The organism is Streptomyces achromogenes subsp. achromogenes (genome assembly GCF_000720835.1).
Classification (GTDB): domain Bacteria; phylum Actinomycetota; class Actinomycetes; order Streptomycetales; family Streptomycetaceae; genus Streptomyces; species Streptomyces achromogenes.
Genome location: NZ_JODT01000008.1, coordinates 144,873 through 164,672, shown reverse-complemented (window position 1 = coordinate 164,672; position 19,800 = coordinate 144,873). Strand labels below are relative to the sequence as shown.

General features: G+C 71.6%; 18 protein-coding genes, 1 tRNA gene and 1 pseudogene. 9 read left to right on the top strand and 11 right to left on the bottom strand.

Going from position 1 to position 19,800, the window contains the following annotated elements:
- Positions 1 to 589: 589 nt before the first annotated feature.
- The 3 genes from IH25_RS0110520 to IH25_RS0110510 all read right to left on the bottom strand — a co-directional run bounded on the left by IH25_RS0110520 (position 590) and on the right by IH25_RS0110510 (position 2,631).
- Positions 590 to 663 (bottom strand) — tRNA-Pro (locus tag IH25_RS0110520).
- 66 nt (positions 664 to 729) lie between these two features.
- Positions 730 to 1,488 (bottom strand): Pr6Pr family membrane protein, encoded by a 759-nt coding sequence (locus tag IH25_RS0110515; protein WP_030606413.1) that lies wholly within the window; start codon positions 1,486 to 1,488, stop codon positions 730 to 732.
- A gap of 216 nt (positions 1,489 to 1,704) precedes the next feature.
- The gene (locus IH25_RS0110510) at positions 1,705 to 2,631 is read right to left on the bottom strand and encodes a metallophosphoesterase (RefSeq protein ID WP_030606411.1); all 927 of its coding nucleotides are present in this window, start codon (positions 2,629 to 2,631) and stop codon (positions 1,705 to 1,707) included.
- A gap of 176 nt (positions 2,632 to 2,807) precedes the next feature.
- Here IH25_RS0110510 and IH25_RS0110505 point away from each other — a divergent pair, with 176 nt between their 5' ends.
- The gene (locus IH25_RS0110505; protein WP_030606408.1) at positions 2,808 to 3,275 is read left to right on the top strand and encodes a GatB/YqeY domain-containing protein; all 468 of its coding nucleotides are present in this window, start codon (positions 2,808 to 2,810) and stop codon (positions 3,273 to 3,275) included.
- A 194-nt stretch (positions 3,276 to 3,469) separates the two neighbouring features.
- Here IH25_RS0110505 and IH25_RS0110500 read toward each other — a convergent pair whose 3' ends face one another.
- Positions 3,470 to 5,812 carry a transglycosylase domain-containing protein gene (locus IH25_RS0110500; RefSeq protein ID WP_030606403.1) on the bottom strand — a complete coding sequence of 781 codons (2,343 nt, stop codon included), beginning with the start codon at positions 5,810 to 5,812 and terminating at the stop codon, positions 3,470 to 3,472.
- 652 nt (positions 5,813 to 6,464) lie between these two features.
- On the opposite strand from IH25_RS0110500, the gene wblA reads away from it, so the two are divergent.
- Positions 6,465 to 6,803, top strand: a complete 339-nt coding sequence (gene wblA / locus IH25_RS0110495) for a transcriptional regulator WblA (RefSeq protein ID WP_030606400.1) — start codon at positions 6,465 to 6,467, stop codon at positions 6,801 to 6,803.
- 204 nt (positions 6,804 to 7,007) lie between these two features.
- Here wblA and IH25_RS0110490 read toward each other — a convergent pair whose 3' ends face one another.
- Together IH25_RS0110490 and IH25_RS0110485 are read right to left on the bottom strand one after the other, a co-directional pair.
- Positions 7,008 to 8,351, bottom strand: a complete 1,344-nt coding sequence (locus tag IH25_RS0110490; protein WP_030606397.1) for an ArsA family ATPase — start codon at positions 8,349 to 8,351, stop codon at positions 7,008 to 7,010.
- Positions 8,348 to 9,325, bottom strand: coding sequence for an ArsA family ATPase (locus tag IH25_RS0110485; RefSeq protein ID WP_030606395.1), 978 nt, complete (start codon positions 9,323 to 9,325; stop codon positions 8,348 to 8,350). Before IH25_RS0110485 ends, IH25_RS0110490 begins: the two co-directional genes overlap by 4 nt.
- Before the next feature lie 95 nt (positions 9,326 to 9,420).
- On the opposite strand from IH25_RS0110485, the gene IH25_RS40600 reads away from it, so the two are divergent.
- From IH25_RS40600 to IH25_RS0110465, 4 genes and pseudogenes are all read left to right on the top strand, one after another.
- The gene (locus IH25_RS40600; RefSeq protein ID WP_086024262.1) at positions 9,421 to 9,579 is read left to right on the top strand and encodes a DUF4177 domain-containing protein; all 159 of its coding nucleotides are present in this window, start codon (positions 9,421 to 9,423) and stop codon (positions 9,577 to 9,579) included.
- Complete coding sequence (locus IH25_RS0110475) at positions 9,576 to 10,040, top strand: RidA family protein (protein WP_030606393.1); 465 nt, start codon at positions 9,576 to 9,578, stop codon at positions 10,038 to 10,040. Before IH25_RS40600 ends, IH25_RS0110475 begins: the two co-directional genes overlap by 4 nt.
- Positions 10,041 to 10,108: 68 nt before the next feature.
- Positions 10,109 to 11,005, top strand: a pseudogene (locus IH25_RS0110470) (NUDIX hydrolase); the annotation flags it as partial.
- Positions 11,006 to 11,232: 227 nt separating this feature from the next.
- Positions 11,233 to 12,063, top strand: a complete 831-nt coding sequence (locus IH25_RS0110465) for an MBL fold metallo-hydrolase (RefSeq protein ID WP_030606387.1) — start codon at positions 11,233 to 11,235, stop codon at positions 12,061 to 12,063.
- Between the two features lie 67 nt (positions 12,064 to 12,130).
- Here the strand turns inward: IH25_RS0110465 and IH25_RS0110460 are convergent, their stop codons facing one another.
- A complete protein-coding gene (locus IH25_RS0110460) occupies positions 12,131 to 12,805 on the bottom strand; it encodes a Crp/Fnr family transcriptional regulator (protein ID WP_014674022.1) in 675 nt (224 codons plus the stop codon).
- Between the two features lie 359 nt (positions 12,806 to 13,164).
- Here IH25_RS0110460 and nth point away from each other — a divergent pair, with 359 nt between their 5' ends.
- From nth to IH25_RS0110445, 3 genes are all read left to right on the top strand, one after another.
- Positions 13,165 to 14,283: an endonuclease III gene (gene nth, locus IH25_RS0110455; protein ID WP_051753868.1), complete on the top strand. Its 1,119-nt coding sequence runs from the start codon at positions 13,165 to 13,167 to the stop codon at positions 14,281 to 14,283.
- 55 nt (positions 14,284 to 14,338) lie between these two features.
- Positions 14,339 to 15,034 carry an NUDIX hydrolase gene (locus tag IH25_RS0110450; RefSeq protein ID WP_030606381.1) on the top strand — a complete coding sequence of 232 codons (696 nt, stop codon included), beginning with the start codon at positions 14,339 to 14,341 and terminating at the stop codon, positions 15,032 to 15,034.
- An 89-nt stretch (positions 15,035 to 15,123) separates the two neighbouring features.
- Entirely contained in the window at positions 15,124 to 16,323 is a 1,200-nt protein-coding gene (locus IH25_RS0110445) for a MarP family serine protease (RefSeq protein ID WP_030606379.1), read from the top strand.
- 16 nt (positions 16,324 to 16,339) lie between these two features.
- Here IH25_RS0110445 and IH25_RS42210 read toward each other — a convergent pair whose 3' ends face one another.
- The 4 genes from IH25_RS42210 to nhaA form a co-directional block, all read right to left on the bottom strand.
- A complete protein-coding gene (locus IH25_RS42210) occupies positions 16,340 to 16,519 on the bottom strand; it encodes a hypothetical protein (protein WP_078844198.1) in 180 nt (59 codons plus the stop codon).
- A 138-nt stretch (positions 16,520 to 16,657) separates the two neighbouring features.
- Positions 16,658 to 17,593 carry an alpha/beta fold hydrolase gene (locus IH25_RS0110440; RefSeq protein WP_030606376.1) on the bottom strand — a complete coding sequence of 312 codons (936 nt, stop codon included), beginning with the start codon at positions 17,591 to 17,593 and terminating at the stop codon, positions 16,658 to 16,660.
- A complete protein-coding gene (locus IH25_RS0110435; protein ID WP_030606372.1) occupies positions 17,590 to 18,078 on the bottom strand; it encodes a phage holin family protein in 489 nt (162 codons plus the stop codon). Before IH25_RS0110435 ends, IH25_RS0110440 begins: the two co-directional genes overlap by 4 nt.
- A gap of 120 nt (positions 18,079 to 18,198) precedes the next feature.
- Positions 18,199 to 19,629: a Na+/H+ antiporter NhaA gene (gene nhaA, locus IH25_RS0110430; RefSeq protein WP_030606370.1), complete on the bottom strand. Its 1,431-nt coding sequence runs from the start codon at positions 19,627 to 19,629 to the stop codon at positions 18,199 to 18,201.
- Positions 19,630 to 19,800 lie beyond the last annotated feature (171 nt).

The following is a 19,800-nucleotide window of genomic DNA, read 5'->3' as shown; positions in this document are numbered from 1 at the left end:
ACGCGGGGGCTGAACTCTGCGTGAGTGGATCACTGCCGAACAGATTGAGACCCTGGAGCCGACGTTCATCGGGCCCACGCGACTGAAGGACTCTGACGGCTTCTGGACATTGCCCGATTGCCCCCTTGGCTGTAGATCGCGGGTTGGTGTGCTGAGTCCTCATTGGGGAGGATGGCGGCCGCTGGCGCTCCCCCGGGCCTTTGGCTGCGGCTGGCCTGAGGAGCCCGTTCCGCGCTGCTTCCGCAGAGCCGCCGGTTCCGGCTGGTCCGGATGATGACCGTGTTCCGGGTAGGGGCGTCCGCGTCAGTGATCTCCGCCCGACACTTCCCATTTTGCTGGGCATGGTGATCAGGCGCCGCTCCTTGAGCGCGCGGGCGGCGAGAGCGAACCCGGGCTGTCCGATGTGACGGAGCCGGTTCTGTCCCCGACCCGAGTGAGGGGTGTGAGCTGCCGGTCACTCATCCCGCTGGGAGCCCCTGGGGAGCCGCTCCCCGAAGTCGGCTCCCAAATGGCTCCCAAAACGGGGCCACAAAGCAAATCAGGCCCGGTGCTGATCTCTCAGCACCGGGCCTGACCTGGTGTTTCTCTGTCGGGGTGGCGGGATTTGAACCCACGACCTCTTCGTCCCGAACGAAGCGCGCTGCCAAGCTGCGCTACACCCCGGTGTCGCTGCTTCCCGCGGCGACGACGTTTACTTTAGCCCACTGGGGGCTGTAGACGAAATCCGGTTCAGAGGCGGTGGCGGGTGGGGGACGGGCGGGTGTGGTCCAGGGCCACCAGGAGGACCGCCAGGGCGTAGATCCCGAGGCCCAGGAGGAGGGCGTTCGCCAGGGTGCCGCGGTAGCCGTGGGCCGTCACGTCCAGGAAGGGATAGAGGTGGCGGGAGGGGTCGGACGGTGACAGGAGCGCGGCCCGGGTGAAGGTGAAGGCCAGGTAGGCCAGGGGGTACAGGAGCCAGGCCGCTGCCTGGCGCAGACGCAGGCGGGCCGCCGGGGTGAGCAGGAGCCAGTCCAGTACGGCCGCCGCCGGGACCAGGACGTGGAGTACCTGGAGCGCCGTCCACTGGGAGTGCCAGCGTTCCGGGGCCGTCGTCGCGCCGGTCATGGAGAACGGCGGCGTCGTGTGGGCCAGGAGCAGGTGGTAGACCAGGGCGCCGATCACCACGTAGAGGAGCGCGGCACCGGTCACCGCCGGCGGGAGGGGGCGGCGGGCCCGCCAGGCCCTCGTCGCCGACAGGAACGTGATCACGGCCAGCAGCGCGGTGGCCTGGACGCTGAAGTAGCTCAGCATGCGGGGCGGGCTGCCCAGCAGCAGTTCCAGCGCGACCCCGCCCGCCGCCGTCACCGCGATCAGCAGGCGGAACACCGCGGCCGTCGGGCGGCGCACCGGGGCCACCACCGCCGTGGCCGGGACCGGGGCGGGCAGCAGGACGGGCGGGCCCGGGACCGCGGGCAGGTCCGGGATGTCCCTGGGTATCGGGGCGGTCATGCCCTTCACGCTAGGAGCGGGGGAGGGGGGCGGCCAGGCGGATTGGGCCGGGTGGGTTACGGAACGGCGACCGGCTTCTCCGTCATGCCCGCCTGTCCGTCACGCCGGCTTCTCCGTCATGCCCGTCTCTGCGTCAAGCCCGCCTCTGCATCAAGCCCGCCTCTCCGTCACGTCGAACTCCCCGGCCTCTCCGCCCGTCACAGGCCTCTCCGCCCGTCACACCTTCTCCACCAGCGTCAGCAACGTCGCCTCCGGCGGGCAGGCGAAGCGGACCGGGGTGTAGCGGTTGGTGCCGCAGCCGGCCGAGACGTGGAGGTAGGACGTACGGCCCTGCGCCGTGTGCGTGGACAGGCCCTTCACGCGGTCCGTGTCCAGGTCGCAGTTGGTGACCAGGGCGCCGTAGAACGGGATGCACAGCTGGCCGCCATGGGTGTGGCCGGCCAGGATCAGGGGGTAGTCGTCCGCCGTGAACGCGTCCAGGACCCGCAGGTACGGCGCGTGGACCACGCCGAGCGAGAAGTCGTACGCCCCGGAGGGTCCGCCGGCCACCCGGGCGTAGCGGTCCCGCTTGATGTGCGGGTCGTCCAGGCCGGTCAGCTCGATGGAGACGCCCTCGACCTTGAGGACCCCCCGCGTGTTGGTCAGGTTCAGCCAGCCCGCCGCGTCGAAGCCGTCCCGCAGGTCCTCCCACGGGTTGTGGATCGCGCCCACCGCCGGCGCGTTGCCGTTCAGCCCGTGGCGTCCGCTCGCCTTCTCCAGCAGGTAGCGGGCGGGGTTGCGCAGCTTGGGGCCGTAGTAGTCGTTGGAGCCGAAGACGTACGCACCCGGGAACTCCATCAGCGGGCCCAGTGCGTCCAGCACCTCCGGGACGCCCTCGGGGTCGGACAGGTTGTCGCCGGTGTTGATCACGAAGTCGGGGCGCAGCCCGGCCAGCGACTGCAGCCAGCGCTGCTTCTTGCGCTGGCCGCCGACCATGTGGATGTCGGAGACCTGGAGCACACGCAGCGGGCGCATGCCCGGGGGCAGGACGGGGACGGTGACCCGTCGGAGGCGGAAGGAACGGGCCTCGAAGCCCGCCGCATAGACCAGGCCGGCGGTGCCGGCCGCCACGATTCCCAGGGGGATTCCATATCGCGCGCGCATCTGTCCATCGTGTCAGACGGGTTGGGCGCGCCGGGACCGGCCGCCACCGGTCGAGCGGACGGACCGACAGGTGGGCGGGTGGGTGGCGGCGGTCATGAGGGGGCGGGCGCGGGTGACCGCCCGCCCCCGGCTAAATGGACGGGCACGGGTGACCCCGCACCTGCGACAATCGGGCCATGACCACCACGCTCAAGTCGAAGCTGCAGGACGACCTCAACGCCGCGATCAAGGGGCGCGACGAGCTCCGCTCCTCGACGCTCCGGCTGACCCTCGCCGCGATCACCAAGGAAGAGGTCGCGGGCAAGGAGAAGCGGGAGCTGTCCGACGACGAGGTCCTCAAGGTGATCACCCGCGAGGCGAAGAAGCGCCGTGAGGCGGCCGATGCCTTCGCGCAGGGCGGCCGTACCGAGCAGGCCGAGCGGGAGAAGGCGGAGGGCGAGGTGCTCGCCGACTACCTGCCCAAGCAGCTGTCCGACGAGGAGCTGAACGAGATCGTCGCCCAGGCGGTGGCGGAGGCCAAGGCGGCCGGTGCCGAGGGGCCGCGGGCCATGGGTGCCGTCATGAAGATCGTGAACCCGAAGGTGGCCGGCCAGGCCGAGGGCGGCCGGGTCGCCGCCGCGGTGAAGAAGCTCCTCCAGGGCTGAGCCCCGGGGCCGGTCCCTTTCCGAGCCGAGCCCCCGGGCCGGCCTCTTCCAGGACCGGCCTCTGTCTCCCTTGTCTCCCGTTTCTACGACGTCGTCGGCGTCGTCTCCACGGCATCTCTACGGCCGCGGGGCCGCACCCCTCCCAGAGGTGCGGCCCCGCTCACCCGGCTCCGAACTTGATCGGCCGGCCCGTCCTAGTGCCGCCGGCCCCCGTTGCCGTTGCCGTTGTTCCCGCCGATGCCGCCGCCGTTCCCCTGCCCCTGGATGATGTTCTCGGGGAGGGAGAACGTCGGCGTCGGGAACGAGCCGCCGAGGGCTCCCGCGGTGGGGCCGCCGTCAGCGGTGCCGCCGTTCGTCAGGCCGCCGAGCAGTCCCCCGGTCACCCGCCCCCTCGTGTCCCCGTTGTGGTCGTCCGTCTCCCCCCGGTCGCCTTTTCCCTCGTCGTCCTCGTCGTGGCTGTCGTCGGGAAGGTCGACCAGATGGAAGTCCGGGGCGGGCCGGCCCTCCAGCGCGCCGGACATCATGTCGCGCCAGATCGGACCCGGCACCTCACCGCCGTAGACCTTGTCGTGCGGGACGCCGCCGATGGTGATGTTGGTCATCTTGCGCTTGTGCTGCGGGTCGCCGACCCAGACCGCGCCCGCCATGTTCGGGGTGTAGCCGACGAACCAGGCCGCGAAGCGCTCGTCCGTCGTACCCGTCTTGCCCGCGCTCGGGCGGCTGCCGAGGCCGGCCTCCTGGCCCGTACCGTCCTCGACCACGCCCTTGAGGAGCGTGCTGATCGTGTCCGCGGTGTTCTCCGACATCGCCCGTGAGCAGGTCGACTTCGGCACCTGGAGGGATTTCTGCTCGCTGCCGACCTTCTGGGTGACCGACTCGATGGCGACCGGGGTGCAGTACATGCCGCGCGAGGCGAAGGCGGCGTACGCGCTCGCCATCGTCAGCGGGGACATCTCCTGGGTGCCGAGCGCGATGGAGGGCGCCTGGACGATCTTGCGGCCGTCCGCGCGGGCCACGCCCATCTTCTTGGCCATGTCGATGACCGGGCAGATGCCGATGTCGCTGATCAGCTGCACGTAGTAGGTGTTGACCGACTTCGCGGTGGCCTCCGCCATGCCGTACGGGCCGCGCTCGGAGTCGTTCTCGTTCTTCAGCTTCTCCGGCCGCCGCGGGTCGTTGCGCCACACCTTGCCGTCGCACGCGGCCACCGGGCTCGGGTACGCCATCTCGTACGGCGACGAGTACTCCTGCGTCGCGGGCTTGCCGCCCTCCACGGCCGCCGCGGCGACGATCGGCTTGAACGTGGAGCCGGGCTGGTAGCCGGCGCCGCCGCCCATGTCCTGGTCCACGGACAGGTTGATCGTCGTCTCGCCGTTGTTGACGTTGACGCCGTACGGGCGGGACTGGCCCATGGCGAGGATCTTGCCGGTGCCGGGCTCGACGATGGTCGCGGCGGTCGCCACGGCGTCGCTGCGGTAGACGTGGTCCTTGACGGAGTCCTGCACGGACTCCTGCGCCTGCGGGTCGAGCGTCGTACGGACCGTCAGGCCGCCCCGGTTCCAGAGCTTGGCCCGCGCCTCCTTCGTCTTGCCGAAGACCGGGTCGGTGAGGATGACCTGGCGGACGTAGTCACAGAAGAAGCCGGCGCCCTTGACCGCGGTGATGCAGCCGTTCTTGGGGCGGCTGGTGTGCAGGCCGAGCGGTTTCCGCTTCGCCTGGTCGGCCTCCTGCTGGGAGATGTCGCCCAGCTCCGCCATCCGCTGGAGCACGATGTTGCGCCGCTTGGTGGCCTCGGCCTCGTCGTTGACCGGGTCGTACCGGCTCGGGGACTGCACGATGCCGGCCAGCAACGCCGACTCCTGGAGGGTGAGGTCCTTCGCGTGCTTGGAGAAGTAACGCTGGGAGGCCGCCTCGACGCCGTAGGCCTGCTCGCCGAAGAACGTGATGTTCAGGTAGTTCTCGAGGATCTTCTTCTTGCCGAGCTTGTCCTCGATCTGAATGGCGTACTTCAGCTCGCGGATCTTGCGGCCCAGGGTCTGCTGGGTGGCCTCGGCGACCTTCGTCGGGTCGTCGCCGGCCTCCTCGATGAAGTAGTTCTTCACCAGCTGCTGGGTGAGCGTGGAGGCGCCCTGGGCGACCCCGCCCTCCTGCGCGTTCTTGTTCACGGCGCGCAGCACGCCCTTGAGGTCGACGGCACCGTGCTTGTAGAAGCGCGAGTCCTCGATCGCGACGATCGCCTTCTGCATGTACGGCGAGATGTCCTTGAGGTCCACCACCGTACGGTCGCGGGAATAGACGGTCGCGATCTGCTTGCCCTGGCCGTCCAGGATGGTGGTGCGCTGGCTCAGCTGGGGGCTCTTCAAGTTGGCCGGGATCTCGTCGAAGCCCTTGACCGAGCCCTTGGCCGCGAGGCCCAGCGCTCCGGCCGCGGGCAGCGCGATGCCCGCCATGACGGCTCCGGCGAGCACACTGACACCGAGGAACTTGGCGGCCTGCTGCATGGGCGACAGGCCACCGCCCGAGGGCTTCTTTGGCATGGAGGCAGCCTAATCCGTACTGTTGAGCGTTCCGAGGGAGCGACCGCTTCTCGGGATGTTCCGAGTGCCGATCGTGACGTACCGCCGAGGGCTCGCCGGTGCGCCGGCCTCCGTCATGGCCCCGTGAAGCGGCCCGCGAAGACGCCCCCCGTGGAGACGCCCCGCAAAGACGGCCCCGTGCAGACGTCCCGCAAAGATGCCCCGCAATGATGCCCCGCAAAGAGGGGATGTCCGCGTTCCCATTCGCCGGACACGCGCACAGGCATTGGCCTAAGCTGCTCTCGACTGTCACAACCGTGCGGTCGCCCATTCCTGCGTCCGGCTCCCCCGAATCGTTCCGGACACGGCCGGGAATTCCGGGGCAACGGCCCTGTTTCCCTGTCGGGGACCGGCACGAGCCGCGCCCCGAGTGCCGTCCGGCGCCTGGTGCGGCCCACCGCGACTGCCCCGGTTTGCCGGGATGATCACGCATGTCGCCAGGTCACTCCCGCGGGTGATCTGCCGCTTACCCATAGTCCGTTCGGGCCATTCAAGATTGGGCCCGAAGGGGGTGTTGCACTGTCCCCACCTTCCGTAACGTCCTCAACTGGCGGCGGTGAATATGCCGCTGCCGCCGTGGGGGAGCCTCGATTCGGGAGAGGACGGCGCCGGTATGGGCTGGGTAACCGACTGGAGTGCGCAGGCCGCCTGCCGCACTACCGATCCAGATGAACTGTTCGTTCAGGGAGCAGCGCAGAACAGGGCCAAGGCGGTGTGCACCGGATGCCCGGTACGCACCGAATGCCTGGCCGACGCGCTGGACAACCGCGTGGAGTTCGGCGTGTGGGGAGGCATGACGGAGCGTGAGCGCCGTGCGCTGCTGCGTCGGCGGCCCACCGTGACCTCTTGGCGCAGACTCCTGGAAACCGCCCGCTCGGAGTACGAGCGGGGAGCGGGGATCGTATCCCTCGACAACGACGAGGTGTACGAGAACTACGCCGCGGTGAGCTGAGGGCTTCCCCGCTCGGGCTCGCCGCGTCTTCCCGTGGTGCCCACACACAGGTACGTGCCGCACGTACGCCTGTACGCCTGTTCGCGTGACGCGAGCCGTGGCCTAAGCCGCGACGCAAGCCGTCTGCGTGTCCGTCCGCGCCGATGCAAGCCGCGGTGCGGTGCCGTGGGGTGCCGTGGGGTGCCGTGGGGTGTCGTGGGGTGCCTATATGTGCTCCGTTCGTTCAGGTCGTCGGGCCGCCAGCCGGTCTCCGATGTCGCGCAGGCCCGCCAGGTCGTGGACATCACCGGGCAGCGCGGGTACCTCGACCATCGCCACCTCGGGGTGGCGGGCGGTGAAGCGGTCGCGTGTGCGCCGCTCGCGGGCGAGCAGCCGCATGCGCTCGGCGTGCAGCCTCAGCAGGCCCGCGGTGAGCCGGTCGACCGAGCGCTCCGTGTCGGCGGGGGAGCCTTCCTCGGGAGCAGGGGCCGCGGTCTCCGGTGCGGAAGAGTGCGAACTGCCTTGCGTGTCGGGAGAGTTACGAAGTCCAGCTTTCCCGCCCCCCTGATCCACAATGCGGGGGTCCTCAAGATTTTCCGCGGCCGCGAGCGCCCGCTCGGCCGACAGCGAGCCCGCACCGCTGCCATGGACGCGGTTCAGCACCAGGCCCACCAGGGGCATGCGCTCCGCGGCCAGCCGCTCCACGAAGTACGCGGCCTCGCGCAGCGCGTCCCGCTCCGGGGCGGCCACCACCAGGAACGCCGTGCCGGGCGCCTGAAGAAGCTTGTAGGTGGCGTCCGCGCGGGTGCGGAAGCCGCCGAACGTGGTGTCCATGGCGGCCACGAACGTCTGCACGTCCTTCAGCAGCTGACCGCCCAGCAGCTTGCCCAGCGTGCCCGTCATCATCGACATGCCGACGTTGAGGAAGGCCATCCCGGCCCGGCCGCCGAGCTTCGCCGGAGCGGTCAGCAGGCGGATGAGCCGGCCGTCCAGGAAGGAGCCGAGCCGCTTGGGCGCGTCCAGGAAATCCAGCGCCGAGCGGGAGGGCGGGGTGTCGACCACGATCAGGTCCCACTCGTCCCGCGACCGCAGCTGGCCCAGCTTCTCCATCGCCATGTACTCCTGCGTGCCCGCGAAGCCCGCCGAGAGCGACTGGTAGAAGGGGTTCGCCAGGATCGCGGCGGCCCGCGCCGGGTCCGCGTGCGCCTCCACGACCTCGTCGAAGGTGCGCTTCATGTCGAGCATCATGGCGTGCAGCTCGCCGTCGCCCTCGGTGCCCTTCACCCTGCGGGGCACGTTGTCGAGGGAGTCGATCCCCATCGACTGGGCCAGCCGCCTGGCCGGGTCGATGGTGAGGACGACCACCTTGCGGCCCCGCTCGGCGGCCCTGAGCCCGAGCGCCGCCGCGGTCGTCGTCTTGCCGACCCCGCCCGAGCCGCAGCACACCACGATCCGGGTCTTCGGGTCGTCCAGCAGCGGGTCCACGTCCAGCACGCGCGCGGAAGACAGGCGGCGGGCCCGCTCGGGCTCCTGTGCCGGCTCGGATGCCTCGGCCGGGTCCGGACTCATGACAACCCCTGCTTCCGCAGCTCGGTGGCGAGTTCGTACAGGCCCGCCAGGTCCATGCCCTCGGCGAGCCGCGGGAGTTCGTGCAGCGGCAGGCCCAGCTCGGTGAGGACCGCGCGCTGCTCCTGCTCCAGCGTGTACCGCTCGGTGTACTCCGCGGCCTGCTCCAGCAGCGGGTTCACCAGCTTCTCGGCGTTCCCGCCGCGCCGGGCCCCGCCCAGCCCGGCCGCCGAGAGCGCCTGTGCGACCGAGGAACGCTCCACGGTCCGTACGAGTTCCAGGTCGGCCGCGTCCAACACCTGCGGCCGGACCATGTTGACGATGACCCGGCCCACCGGCAGCCGGGCCGCGCGGAGTTCGGCGATGCCGTCGGCGGTCTCCTGGACCGGCATCTCCTCCAGCAGCGTCACCAGGTGCACCGCCGTCTCCGGCGACTTCAGCACCCGCATCACGGCCTGCGCCTGATTGTGTATCGGGCCGATCTTCGCCAGGCCCGCCACCTCGTCGTTCACGTTCAGGAAGCGGGTGACACGGCCGGTCGGCGGGGCGTCCATGACCACGTAGTCGTACGCGAACCGCCCCGAGCGGTCCTTGCGGCGCACCGCCTCGCACGCCTTGCCGGTCAGCAGGACGTCCCTGAGACCGGGCGCGATGGTGGTGGCGAAGTCGATCGCGCCGAGCTTCTTCAGGGCCCGGCCCGCGCCCCCGAGCTTGTAGAACATCTGGAGGTAGTCCAAGAGGGCCAGTTCGGGGTCGATGGCCAGGGCGTACACCTCCCCGCCGCCCGGAGCGACCGCGATCTTCCGCTCTTCATAGGGCAACGCCTCCGTCTCGAAGAGTTGTGCGATGCCCTGCCGGCCCTCGACCTCCACGAGAAGCGTCCGCTTCCCCTCGGTCGCGAGGGCCAGCGCGAGTGCGGCGGCGACCGTCGTCTTTCCGGTCCCGCCCTTGCCGCTGACGACCTGGAGCCTGCTCACGTCTTCGAGACTAACCAGTCCGGCCGACGGTCACGCGCGAGGCTGTGGATAACGCAGGTCACCGTCCCCGTGGCCACAGCGGCTACAGTCGGCCCATGACCAAGTGGGAATACGCAACCGTGCCGCTGCTCGTCCACGCCACGAAGCAGATCCTGGACAACTGGGGCGAGGACGGCTGGGAACTCGTCCAGGTCGTCCCCGGGCCGAACCCGGAGCAGCTGGTGGCCTACCTGAAGCGGGAGAAGCAGGCGTGAGCGCGGTCGAGGCCAGGCTGGCCGAGCTGGGCCTGACCCTGCCGGAGGTGGTACCGCCGCTGGCCGCCTACCAGCCGGCCGTGCGGTCCGGGGCGTACGTGTACACCGCCGGGCAGCTGCCGATGGTGGAGGGCAAGCTGCCGGTCACCGGCAAGGTGGGCGCCGAGGTGACGCCGGAGGAGGCCAAGGAGCTGGCCCGCACCTGCGCGCTGAACGCGCTGGCCGCCGTGAAGTCCGTCGTCGGCGACCTGGACAGCATCGCGCGCGTGGTGAAGGTCGTCGGCTTCGTCGCCTCCGCGTCCGACTTCACCGGGCAGCCCGGTGTCGTCAACGGCGCCAGCGAACTGCTCGGCGAGGTCCTGGGCGAGAAGGGCGTGCACGCCCGCAGCGCGGTCGGCGTCGCGGTGCTGCCGCTGGACGCGCCCGTCGAGGTCGAGATCCAGGTGGAGATCGCCCAGTAGACCGCCGCCCTCCCCGCCGGCCCCGGGCACCTCTCGAACAATCGCCCGGCACGGGATAGCCTCCGGCCATGGCGAACGGTCAGTGGTATCCCCCGGAGTGGCCGGACCGCATCCGCGCGCTCGCGGACGGCTCGCTCACCCCGGTGGCCCCCAGGCGCGCGGCCACGGTGCTGCTCCTCAAGGACACCCCGGACGGCCCGGTCGTCCACATGCTGCGCAGACGCGCCTCCATGGCCTTCGCCGGAGGCGCGTACGCGTATCCCGGCGGCGGTGTCGACCCGCGCGACGACGACCGGCAGATCCGCTGGGCGGGCCCCCCGCGCGCGTGGTGGGCACAGCGGCTCGGCGTCGACGCCGCGGCCGCCCAGGCGATCGTGTGCGCGGCCGTACGGGAGACCTACGAGGAGGCCGGCGTGCTGCTCGCCGGTCCCCGCCCGGACTCGGTCGTCGGCGACACCACGGGGGACGACTGGGAGGCCGACCGCGCCGCCCTGGTCGCGCGTGAGCTGTCCTTCGCGGAGTTCCTCGACCGGCGCGGCCTGGTGCTGCGCTCGGACCTGCTGGGCGCCTGGGCCCGCTGGATCACCCCGGAGTTCGAGGCCCGCCGCTACGACACGTGGTTCTTCGTGGCCTCCCTTCCCGAGGGGCAGCGCACCCGCAACGCCTCCACGGAGGCCGACCGCACGGTGTGGATCCGCCCCGCCGAGGCCGCCGCCGGGTACGACCGGGGCGAACTGCTGATGATGCCGCCCACCATCGCCGCCCTGCGCCAGTTGCTGCCCTACGGCACCGCCGCCGAGGCACTGGCCGCCGCGCCCGCGCGCGAGATGACGCCGGTACGGGCGACCGCCCGCCTCCAGGGCGACGAGATCGTCCTCTCCTGGCCGGGGCACGAGGAGTTCACCAAGCACATCCCGGCGGCTGCGGAGCCGGTGCGGCCCACGGACCCGGGGTCGATGGGGCCGACGGGGTCGACGACCGCCGAGCCGTCGCGGCCCACGGCGCCGGAGACAGCCGTAGCGCCCACGACGCCGACGGTACCTACGACGCCCACGACGCCTACGACGTCCGAGGCGCCCACGGTGCCCGGGACGCCGGCGGGCGGTCCGGCGGGCGCCTCGGCCGGCATCCGCCCCGCCGTGCCCACGACCATCCCCACGACCACCCCCTCGACCCCCGGTGGAGGTCCCGCATGACCGACGCCAGCGCGCTGCCGGGTCAGCCCCGGGGCGGAGCGCTGTCCGGGCCGGCCACCGCACGGGCGGTGAACGTCCTCGCGCCCAACGCCTCCGCGATGACCCTGGACGGCACCAACACCTGGATCGTCGCCGAGCCCGACTCCGACCTGGCCGTGGTGATCGACCCCGGCCCGCTCGACGACGGCCACCTGCGCAACGTCGTGGACACGGCGGAGAAGGCCGGCAAACGCATAGCCCTGACCCTGCTGACCCACGGTCACCCCGACCACGCCGAGGGCGCCGCCCGGTTCGCCGAGCTGACCCGTACGCGCGTGCGCGCCCTGGACCCCGCCCTGCGGCTCGGCGACGAGGGCCTGGCCGCCGGGGACGTGGTCGCCGTCGGCGGCCTGGAGCTGCGGGTCGTCCCCACCCCCGGGCACACCGCTGACTCGCTGTCCTTCCATCTCCCGGCCGACCGGGCGGTGCTGACCGGCGACACCATCCTCGGGCGCGGTACGACGGTCGTGGCGCACCCGGACGGCAGGCTCGGGGACTATCTGGACTCCCTGCGGCGACTGCGGTCCCTGACGGTGGACGACGGCGTGCACACCGTCCTGCCGGGCCACGGTCCGGTCCTGGAGGACGCCCAGGGCGCCGTGGAGTTCTACCTCGCCCACCGCGCCCACCGGCTCGCCCAGGTGGAGACCGCGGTGGAGAACGGCCACCGCACCCCGGCCGAGGTCGTCGCCCACGTCTACGCCGACGTGGACCGCTCGCTGTGGCCGGCGGCGGAACTGTCGGTCCGGGCCCAGCTGGACTACCTCAGCGAGCACGGGCTGATCTAGCCCGGGCACGACAGCGGGGCCCGGCTCGTGCGAGCGGGGCCCCGGGGACGTACGGCGGAGGCCGGCGTCAGCGCGACCGCTTGGCCAGCCGCTCCACGTCCAGCAGGATCACGGCGCGCGCCTCCAGGCGGAGCCAGCCGCGCTGGGCGAAGTCCGCGAGGGCCTTGTTCACGGTCTCGCGGGAGGCGCCGACCAGCTGGGCCAGCTCCTCCTGGGTGAGGTCGTGGACGACGTGGATGCCCTCCTCGGACTGCACGCCGAAGCGGCGCGAGAGGTCCAGCAGGGCGCGGGCCACCCGGCCGGGGACGTCGGAGAAGACCAGGTCGGACATGGCGTCGTTGGTCTTGCGCAGACGGCGGGCGACGGCCCGCAGCAGGGCGCCGGCCACCTCGGGACGGGCGTTCAGCCAGGGCTGGAGGTCACCGTGGCCGAGGCCGAGCAGCTTGACCTCGGTCAGCGCGGTCGCGGTGGCGGTGCGGGGGCCCGGGTCGAACAGCGACAGTTCGCCGATGAGTTCGCCGGGGCCGACGACGGCGAGCATGTTCTCCCGGCCGTCGGGGGAGGTGCGGTGCAGCTTGACCTTGCCTTCGGTGACGACGTACAGCCGGTCCCCGGGGTCGCCCTCGTGGAACAGGGAATCGCCGCGTGCGAGGGTCACCTCACTCATGGAGGCGCGAAGCTCCGCGGCCTGCTCGTCGTCGAGAGCCGCGAAGAGCGGGTTGCGCCGCAGAACGTCGTCCACGAGTTCTCTCCTTGTCGACCTGCTCAGGGGATCTTGCTCCCCCGTGTGCCAGGGGACCGTGTTCCCCATTTTGCCGGACGGTCCAAACAGTGTGATCTGTCACAAGGATGCCGCACCCGTCTCCCGGGGTAAGCGTCAGGGGTCCGATCGGGGGCCGCTTCGCGGGGTCCGGGGCGGATGTCGGTGCCGGGCTTTAGGCTGGCCGGGTGTCCAAATCGCCGGTGACAGCACAGGACAAGGGGGCTGGGCGGGTGGTTGTACGTCGCGATTCCGCTGTGGGCGAACGCGAGCCCGATGGAAGTAGTAAAACGGGCAAATCGGCTAAAAAGGCTGTCGGTGCGGAGGGCGGGACCGCGTCGGTGAAGAAGACCGCGAAGAAGGTCACGAAGCGGGCCGCCACGCCCGCCGCGAAGTCCGCCGAGACACCGACCGAGAAGCCGACCGAGACGCCGACCGGGAAGCCGACCGGGAAGAAGGCGGCACCGGCGGCCAAGAAGACGACCGCCGGCAAGAAGGCGGCTCCCGCGAAGAAGGCCGCGCCTTCCGAGTCCGCCGCCGAGAAGAGCGCGCCCGCCAAGAAGGCCGCGGTCACCAGGAAGGTGAAACCGGCCGACGTGGTCCTCCCCGCCGATACCGCCGTCAAGGCCGATGCCGCCGGCAAGAAGGCCGCGTCCGTCAAGAAGATCGCCGTCCGGCCGCCGGGCGGCGAGTCCCCCACGGCCCTGGTCCGCCGCGCCCGCCGCATCAACCGCGAGCTGGCCGAGGTGTACCCCTACGCCCACCCCGAGCTGGACTTCGAGAACCCCTTCCAGCTGCTGGTCGCCACCGTGCTGTCGGCCCAGACCACCGACCTGCGCGTCAACCAGACCACCCCGGTGCTCTTCGCCCGGTACCCCACCCCCGAGGACCTCGCCGCCGCCGACCCGGAGGAGGTCGAGCAGATCCTGCGCCCCTGCGGCTTCTTCCGGGCCAAGACGAGGTCGGTCATAGGGCTCTCCAAGTCGCTCGTCGAGAACTTCGGCGGCGAGGTGCCCGGACGGCTGGAGGACCTGGTCACGCTGCCCGGCGTGGGCCGCAAGACGGCCTTCGTCGTCCTCGGCAACGCCTACGGCCGGCCCGGGATCACCGTCGACACCCACTTCCAGCGGCTCGTGCGGCGCTGGCGGTGGACCGACGAGACCGACCCCGACAAGATCGAGGCCGCCGTCGGCGCGCTCTTCCCGAAGAGCGAGTGGACCGACCTGTCCCACCACGTGATCTGGCACGGCCGGCGCATCTGCCACGCCCGCAAGCCCGCCTGCGGCGCCTGCCCCATCGCCCCGCTGTGCCCGGCGTACGGCGAGGGCGAGACCGACCCGGAGAAGGCGAGGAAGCTGCTCAAGTACGAGAAGGGCGGCTTCCCGGGCCAGCGCCTGAACCCCCCGCAGGCCTATCTCGACGCCGGCGGCAAACCGGCGCCGCCCCTGGGGGCCGCGTGACGGAACGATCTCGGTGCCCTCGGGCGTTGGAGAGGGCAGGACGACGGGGGTGGCGATGACGAGGACGAGCGGTACACAGGACGGTCCGCTGACGCTCAGCAGCGCGGGGCTGCCGGACTGGCTGGCGCCGATCCTGCGGGTCGCGGAGACGGTCGAGCCGACGCAGCTGAGCCGCTTCCTGCCGCCGGAGAACGGCTCGGGACGGCAGTCGGCCGTGCTGATCCTGTTCGGCGAGGGCGAGCGCGGCCCGGAGCTGCTGCTCATGGAGCGCGCGGGCTCCCTGCGCTCGCACCCCGGCCAGCCGTCCTTCCCGGGCGGCGCGCTGGATCCGGAGGACGGCGATCCGCAGGGTGACGGGCCGCTGCGGGCCGCGCTGCGCGAGGCACGGGAGGAGACCGGGCTGGATCCGGCGGGCGTGCGGCTCTTCGGCGTGCTGCCCCGGCTGTACATCCCGGTCAGCCGTTTCGTCGTCACGCCCGTGCTGGGCTGGTGGCGCGAGCCCAGCCCGGTCGGCGTGGTCGACCCGAACGAGACGGCCCGGGTCTTCACCGTGCCCGTGGCGGATCTCACCGACCCCGCCAACCGCGCCACCGCCGTCCACCCCAGCGGCCACACCGGCCCGGCGTTCCTGGTCGAATCCGCCCTGGTGTGGGGCTTCACGGCCGGGGTGATCGACCGCCTGCTGCACTACGCGGGCTGGGAGCGTCCCTGGGACCGGGGAAAGCAGGTCCCGCTCGACTGGCGCGCGTGACAGGGTGATCCCCGTGCTGAATCCCCGGGGGGCGGCCCCGGGCCCGGCCGAGCTGCTGGGAGCGGAGTGAGTAGGCGAGGCCTGAAGCAGTGAACGTGCTGGACATCCTGTTGCTCGTCGCGGCCGTGTGGTTCGCGGTGGTGGGTTACCGCCAGGGCTTCGTCGTCGGCATCCTGTCGGTGACCGGGTTCCTCGGCGGCGGTCTGCTCGCCGTGTACGCGCTGCCCGTGATCTGGGACGCGACGACCGGCAAGGAGGAGGTCGGCACCACCGCCGCCGTCGTGGCCGTGGTCGTCGTGATCGTCTGCGCCTCCGTGGGCCAGGCCCTGACCACCCACCTGGGCAACAAACTGCGCCGGCACATCACCTGGTCCCCGGCCCGCGCCCTGGACGCCACCGGCGGCGCCCTGGTCAACGTCGTCGCGATGCTCCTGGTGGCCTGGCTGATCGGGTCCGCCCTGGCCGGTACGACCCTGCCCACGCTCGGCAAGGAGGTCCGGAGCTCCAAGGTGCTGCTCGGTGTCTCCCGGGCGCTGCCCGAGCAGGCCGACACCTGGTTCGCGGACTTCTCCTCCGTGCTCGCGCAGAACGGCTTCCCGCAGGTCTTCAGTCCGTTCGCGGACGAGCCGATCAAGGACGTGCGGCCGCCCGACCCGGCCCTCGCGGGCAGCCCGGTCGCCCAGCGCGCCCGGAACTCCATCGTCAAGGTCACCGGGACCGCCCAGAGCTGCGGCAAGGTCCTGGAGGGCAGTGGCTTCGTCTTCGCCGACCGGCGCGTGATGACCAACGCGCACGTGGTCGGCGGCGTCGACGCGCCACGGGTGCAGATAGGCGGTGAGGGCCGCAAGTACGACGCCCGGGTGGTGCTGTACGACTGGGAGCGCGACATCGCCGTACTCGACGTGCCCGACCTGCGGGCGACCGCCCTGCGGTTCACCCGTGAGGACGCGGCCGGAGGGGACGGCGCGATCGTCGCGGGCTTCCCCGAGAACGGCGCGTACGACGTGCGCGCCGCGCGCGTGCGCGGGCGCATCACGGCCAGCGGCGCGGACATCTACCACCGCGGCACGGTCCGCCGCGATGTCTACTCGCTGTACGCCGTCGTCCGGCAGGGCAACTCCGGTGGCCCGCTGCTCACTCCGGACGGAGAGGTGTACGGAGTGGTGTTCGCCAAGTCACTCGACGACGCGGACACGGGGTACGCGCTGACGGCGGACGAGATCCGGGCCGACATCGAGCGGGGTCGTACGGCGAACGAGCAGGTGGGTACGGACAGCTGCGCCCTGTAGTGCGGCGCGGTGGCGGTCAGCCGCGCGGGTGACGCAGACGCACCGAGACCCAGCGGGCCCGGCGGCGCAGGATGCGCGGAATCCCCACCCTGGGGTCGGCTACCGCCAGTTGCGGCGTGACCCGCTGGGGCGTGCCCGGGCTCATGGCCGAGCGGCGGTTGCGGGGTGCGTCACTGTAGTCGTGCGTCCAGCCCATACCCCGACGTGTGCCCCCGCCCGAAGGTCGATAACCTCCCGCGCGCCCCCTAATTGGCCTATGCGCAAGGCATGTGGCGGTTTAAGGGACACGGGTGTGCAGCCGGATGCCGGACGCGGCGGAACCCGCGCCGGACGGTCACCGGTCCGGCTCGGGATCCTTCAGCCAGTTGACCAGTTCCGTGGAGAACGCGGCCGGGTCCTCCTCGTGCGGGAAGTGGCCGAGACCGTCGAACAGGCGCCAGCGGTACGGTGCTTCGACGTACTCTCCGGAACCGGCCGCGCTGCGGGTCCGGGTCACCGGGTCCAGCGAGCCGTGCAGATGCAGCGTCGGCACCCGTACGGGCCGTTTCATCCTGCGGTAGAACTGCACACCGTCGGGGCGGGCCAGGGAGCGCACCAGCCAGCGGTACGGCTCGATGGAGCAGTGCGCGGTGGAGGGGATGCACATGGCCCGCCGGTACGTCTCCACGGCCGCGTCCTCCGGCGGCCGCGGCCCGGACCAGTCCCGGATCAGCCGGCCCACCAGCGCGCCCCCGTCGGCGGTCAGTTGGCGCTCGGGCAGCCACGGCCGCTGGAATCCCCAGATGTAGGAGTTGGCGGCCGTCTGCCGGGCGTCCCGCAGCATCGCCGCGCGCCAGCGCCGCGGGTGCGGCATGGACACCACCGCCAGGCGCCGGACCAACTTGGGCCGCATGGCCGCCGCCGTCCACGCCAGATAGCCGCCGAGGTCGTGGCCGACCAGCGCGGCGTCCGGCTCGCCGAGCGAGCGGATCACCCCGGTGACGTCGAGCGCCAGGTTGGCGGGGTCGTACCCGCGGGGCGTGCGGTCGCTGCCGCCGACGCCCCGCAGGTCCATCGCCACCGCCCGGTAACCCGCGCCGGCGAGGGCGGTCAGCTGGTGCCGCCACGTCCACCAGAACTGCGGGAAACCGTGCAGGAGCAGCACCAGGGGCCCGTCGCCCAGCTCGGCGATGTGGAAGCGGGCGCCGTTGGCGGCGACATCCCGGTGCGTGACCCGTGTCCCGTCCGGGAGGTCGATCCGCACGGGCGAGGGGGCGGCTGGGTCCGTCATGACGACGAGCGTGCCACAGCCTCGATGGCGGCGGGAGCCGGTTCACCGGGCAGCTCCGGACGCGGGTGCGGCTTGGCGTTCTGCAGGACGCCCGCCGACTCCTTCATCGAGGCGGCCACCTTCTGCGGGCCCTTGCCCTTCTTGGCCTTCTTCGCGAACACCACGCCGATGAGCCCGAGCAGACCGGCCACCAGCACGTTGGCCGCGAAGGACAGCACGAAGCAGATCGCCAGGTTCCAGTGGCTCCAGGTGCGGATGCCGTACGCCAGGGCGAAGTTGAGCATCGGCAGGGAGAACACCAGGACCGCGCCCGCCATCGAGAAGGCGCCACCGCTGACCGCGCCGCGCTTCACGTCCTGCTTGAGCTGGGCCTTGGCCAGCGCGATCTCGTCGTGCACCAGCGCCGACAATTCGGTCGTCGCCGAGGCGAACAGCTGGCCGATGCTGCGTTCGGCGCCGACCGGGCTGCCGTCGGGTGCGCTCATCGCGTTCTCCCTCAGAGGTTCTCGTGCCCACATGCGCTGTGGGGACGGCCGTGGTGCTCGTACGGCCATCCGGGTAGCCGTCGCGCGTGCGGCCGTCTTGTTTTGTACCGTCTCGTCAGATCATGCCGGACGGTCGCTCTCCTCGCCTGCCCCGCCCGGCACTTCCGCAAGCCCGTGGCGTGCCTCGGCGGCCAGCCGGCGGTGTTCGGCGGCCTTGCGCTCGTGGATCTGCGCCATCCGGAGGTGGTACGCCGGGTCGCCCTGCTCGTAGACGTCCGGGATGCCGTCGAGGTCCTCGTCGCGCTCCTCTTCCTCGCACAGCCTGCGATACCGGTCGTTGCGCAGCTTCAGCAGCATCGTCGCGCACACCGCCGCGATCAGCGATCCGATGAGGACGGCCGCCTTCACCTCACCGGTCAGGACGGTGTCGCTGCCGAAGGCCAGCTCGCCGATCAGCAGCGACACCGTGAAGCCGATCCCGGCGAGCGAGGACATCGCGAAGACGTCGGCCCATGCCAGCTCCTCGCTGAGCCGCGCGCGGGTGAAGCGGACGGTCAGCCAGGTGCCGCCGAATATCCCGAGCGTCTTGCCCACGACCAGGCCGAGGACGACACCGAGCGTCTCGGGCTTCGCGAACACGTCCCCGAGCGCCCCGCCGGATATCGACACACCGGCGCTGAACAGGGCGAACAGCGGTACGGCGAGCCCGGCGGACAGGGGCCGCACCAGATGCTCGATGTGCTCGCCCGGCGAGTGCTGCTCCCCCTCCCGGGTGGTGCAGCGGAGCATCAGGCCCATCGCCACGCCGGCGATGGTGGCGTGCACGCCGCTGTTGTACATCAGCGCCCAGATGACGACGGCGAGCGGTACGTACACGTACCAGCCGCGTACGCCCTTGCGCAGCAGCAGCCAGAAGACGGCGAGCCCGGCGGCGGCCCCGCCGAGCGCGGGGAGGTTCAGCCGGTCGGTGAAGAAGATCGCGATGATCAGGATGGCGAAGAGGTCGTCGACGACCGCAAGGGTGAGCAGGAAGGCGCGCAGGGCGCTGGGCAGGGAGGTGCCGATGACCGCGAGCACGGCGAGCGCGAAGGCGATGTCGGTGGCGGTGGGCACCGCCCAGCCCTGGAGGGAGCCGTTCCCGGCGACGTTGGTGAGGGTGTAGACGAGCGCGGGTGCGGCCATCCCGCACAGGGCCGCCACCACGGGCAGCACGGCCGCCTTCGGGTCGCGCAGGTCCCCGGCGACCAGTTCGCGCTTGAGTTCGATGCCGGCGACGAAGAAGAACACCGCGAGCAGCCCGTCGGCGGCCCAGTGGGCGACGGACAGGTGCAGGCCCAGCGCGCCGGGGCCGAAGTGGAAGTGGCTGACCGTCTCGTAGCCGTGGTGCAGGCCGGGGACGTTCGCCCAGAACAGCGCGGCCACGGCGGCCAGGAGCAGCAGGACGCCGCCGACGGTCTCGGTGCGCAGCGCGTCCGCCATGAAGGTCCGCTCGGGCAGGGACAGGCGGCCGAGGGCCTTGCGGACGGTGGTGGGGGTGCGGGGCGCGGTCACGGGAGACCTCCGGAGGCAGGCAGGCGGAATCACATGCCGACCAGACTTCCCGGCGCACCTGACGTGTCACGTCACTGCGACACTTTCCTTAGTTTACCTAAAGTAGCGCGCGCCGGTCCGATGATCTTCACGGTAGCCGCCCCTGGGGCACCCGGCACGTTCGCCGGCCGA

Bases quoted from the DNA above. Each gene is read 5' to 3' on its own strand.
- IH25_RS0110515 (WP_030606413.1), bottom strand. From the start codon at position 1,488: ATGACCGCCCCGATACCCAGGGACATCCCGGACCTGCCCGCGGTCCCG.
- IH25_RS0110510 (WP_030606411.1), bottom strand. From the start codon at position 2,631: ATGCGCGCGCGATATGGAATCCCCCTGGGAATCGTGGCGGCCGGCACC.
- IH25_RS0110505 (WP_030606408.1), top strand. From the start codon at position 2,808: ATGACCACCACGCTCAAGTCGAAGCTGCAGGACGACCTCAACGCCGCG.
- IH25_RS0110500 (WP_030606403.1), bottom strand. From the start codon at position 5,812: ATGCCAAAGAAGCCCTCGGGCGGTGGCCTGTCGCCCATGCAGCAGGCC.
- wblA (WP_030606400.1), top strand. From the start codon at position 6,465: ATGGGCTGGGTAACCGACTGGAGTGCGCAGGCCGCCTGCCGCACTACC.
- IH25_RS0110490 (WP_030606397.1), bottom strand. From the start codon at position 8,351: ATGAGTCCGGACCCGGCCGAGGCATCCGAGCCGGCACAGGAGCCCGAG.
- IH25_RS40600 (WP_086024262.1), top strand. From the start codon at position 9,421: ATGACCAAGTGGGAATACGCAACCGTGCCGCTGCTCGTCCACGCCACG.
- IH25_RS0110465 (WP_030606387.1), top strand. From the start codon at position 11,233: ATGACCGACGCCAGCGCGCTGCCGGGTCAGCCCCGGGGCGGAGCGCTG.
- IH25_RS0110450 (WP_030606381.1), top strand. From the start codon at position 14,339: ATGACGAGGACGAGCGGTACACAGGACGGTCCGCTGACGCTCAGCAGC.
- IH25_RS42210 (WP_078844198.1), bottom strand. From the start codon at position 16,519: ATGGGCTGGACGCACGACTACAGTGACGCACCCCGCAACCGCCGCTCG.
- IH25_RS0110440 (WP_030606376.1), bottom strand. From the start codon at position 17,593: ATGACGGACCCAGCCGCCCCCTCGCCCGTGCGGATCGACCTCCCGGAC.
- IH25_RS0110435 (WP_030606372.1), bottom strand. From the start codon at position 18,078: ATGAGCGCACCCGACGGCAGCCCGGTCGGCGCCGAACGCAGCATCGGC.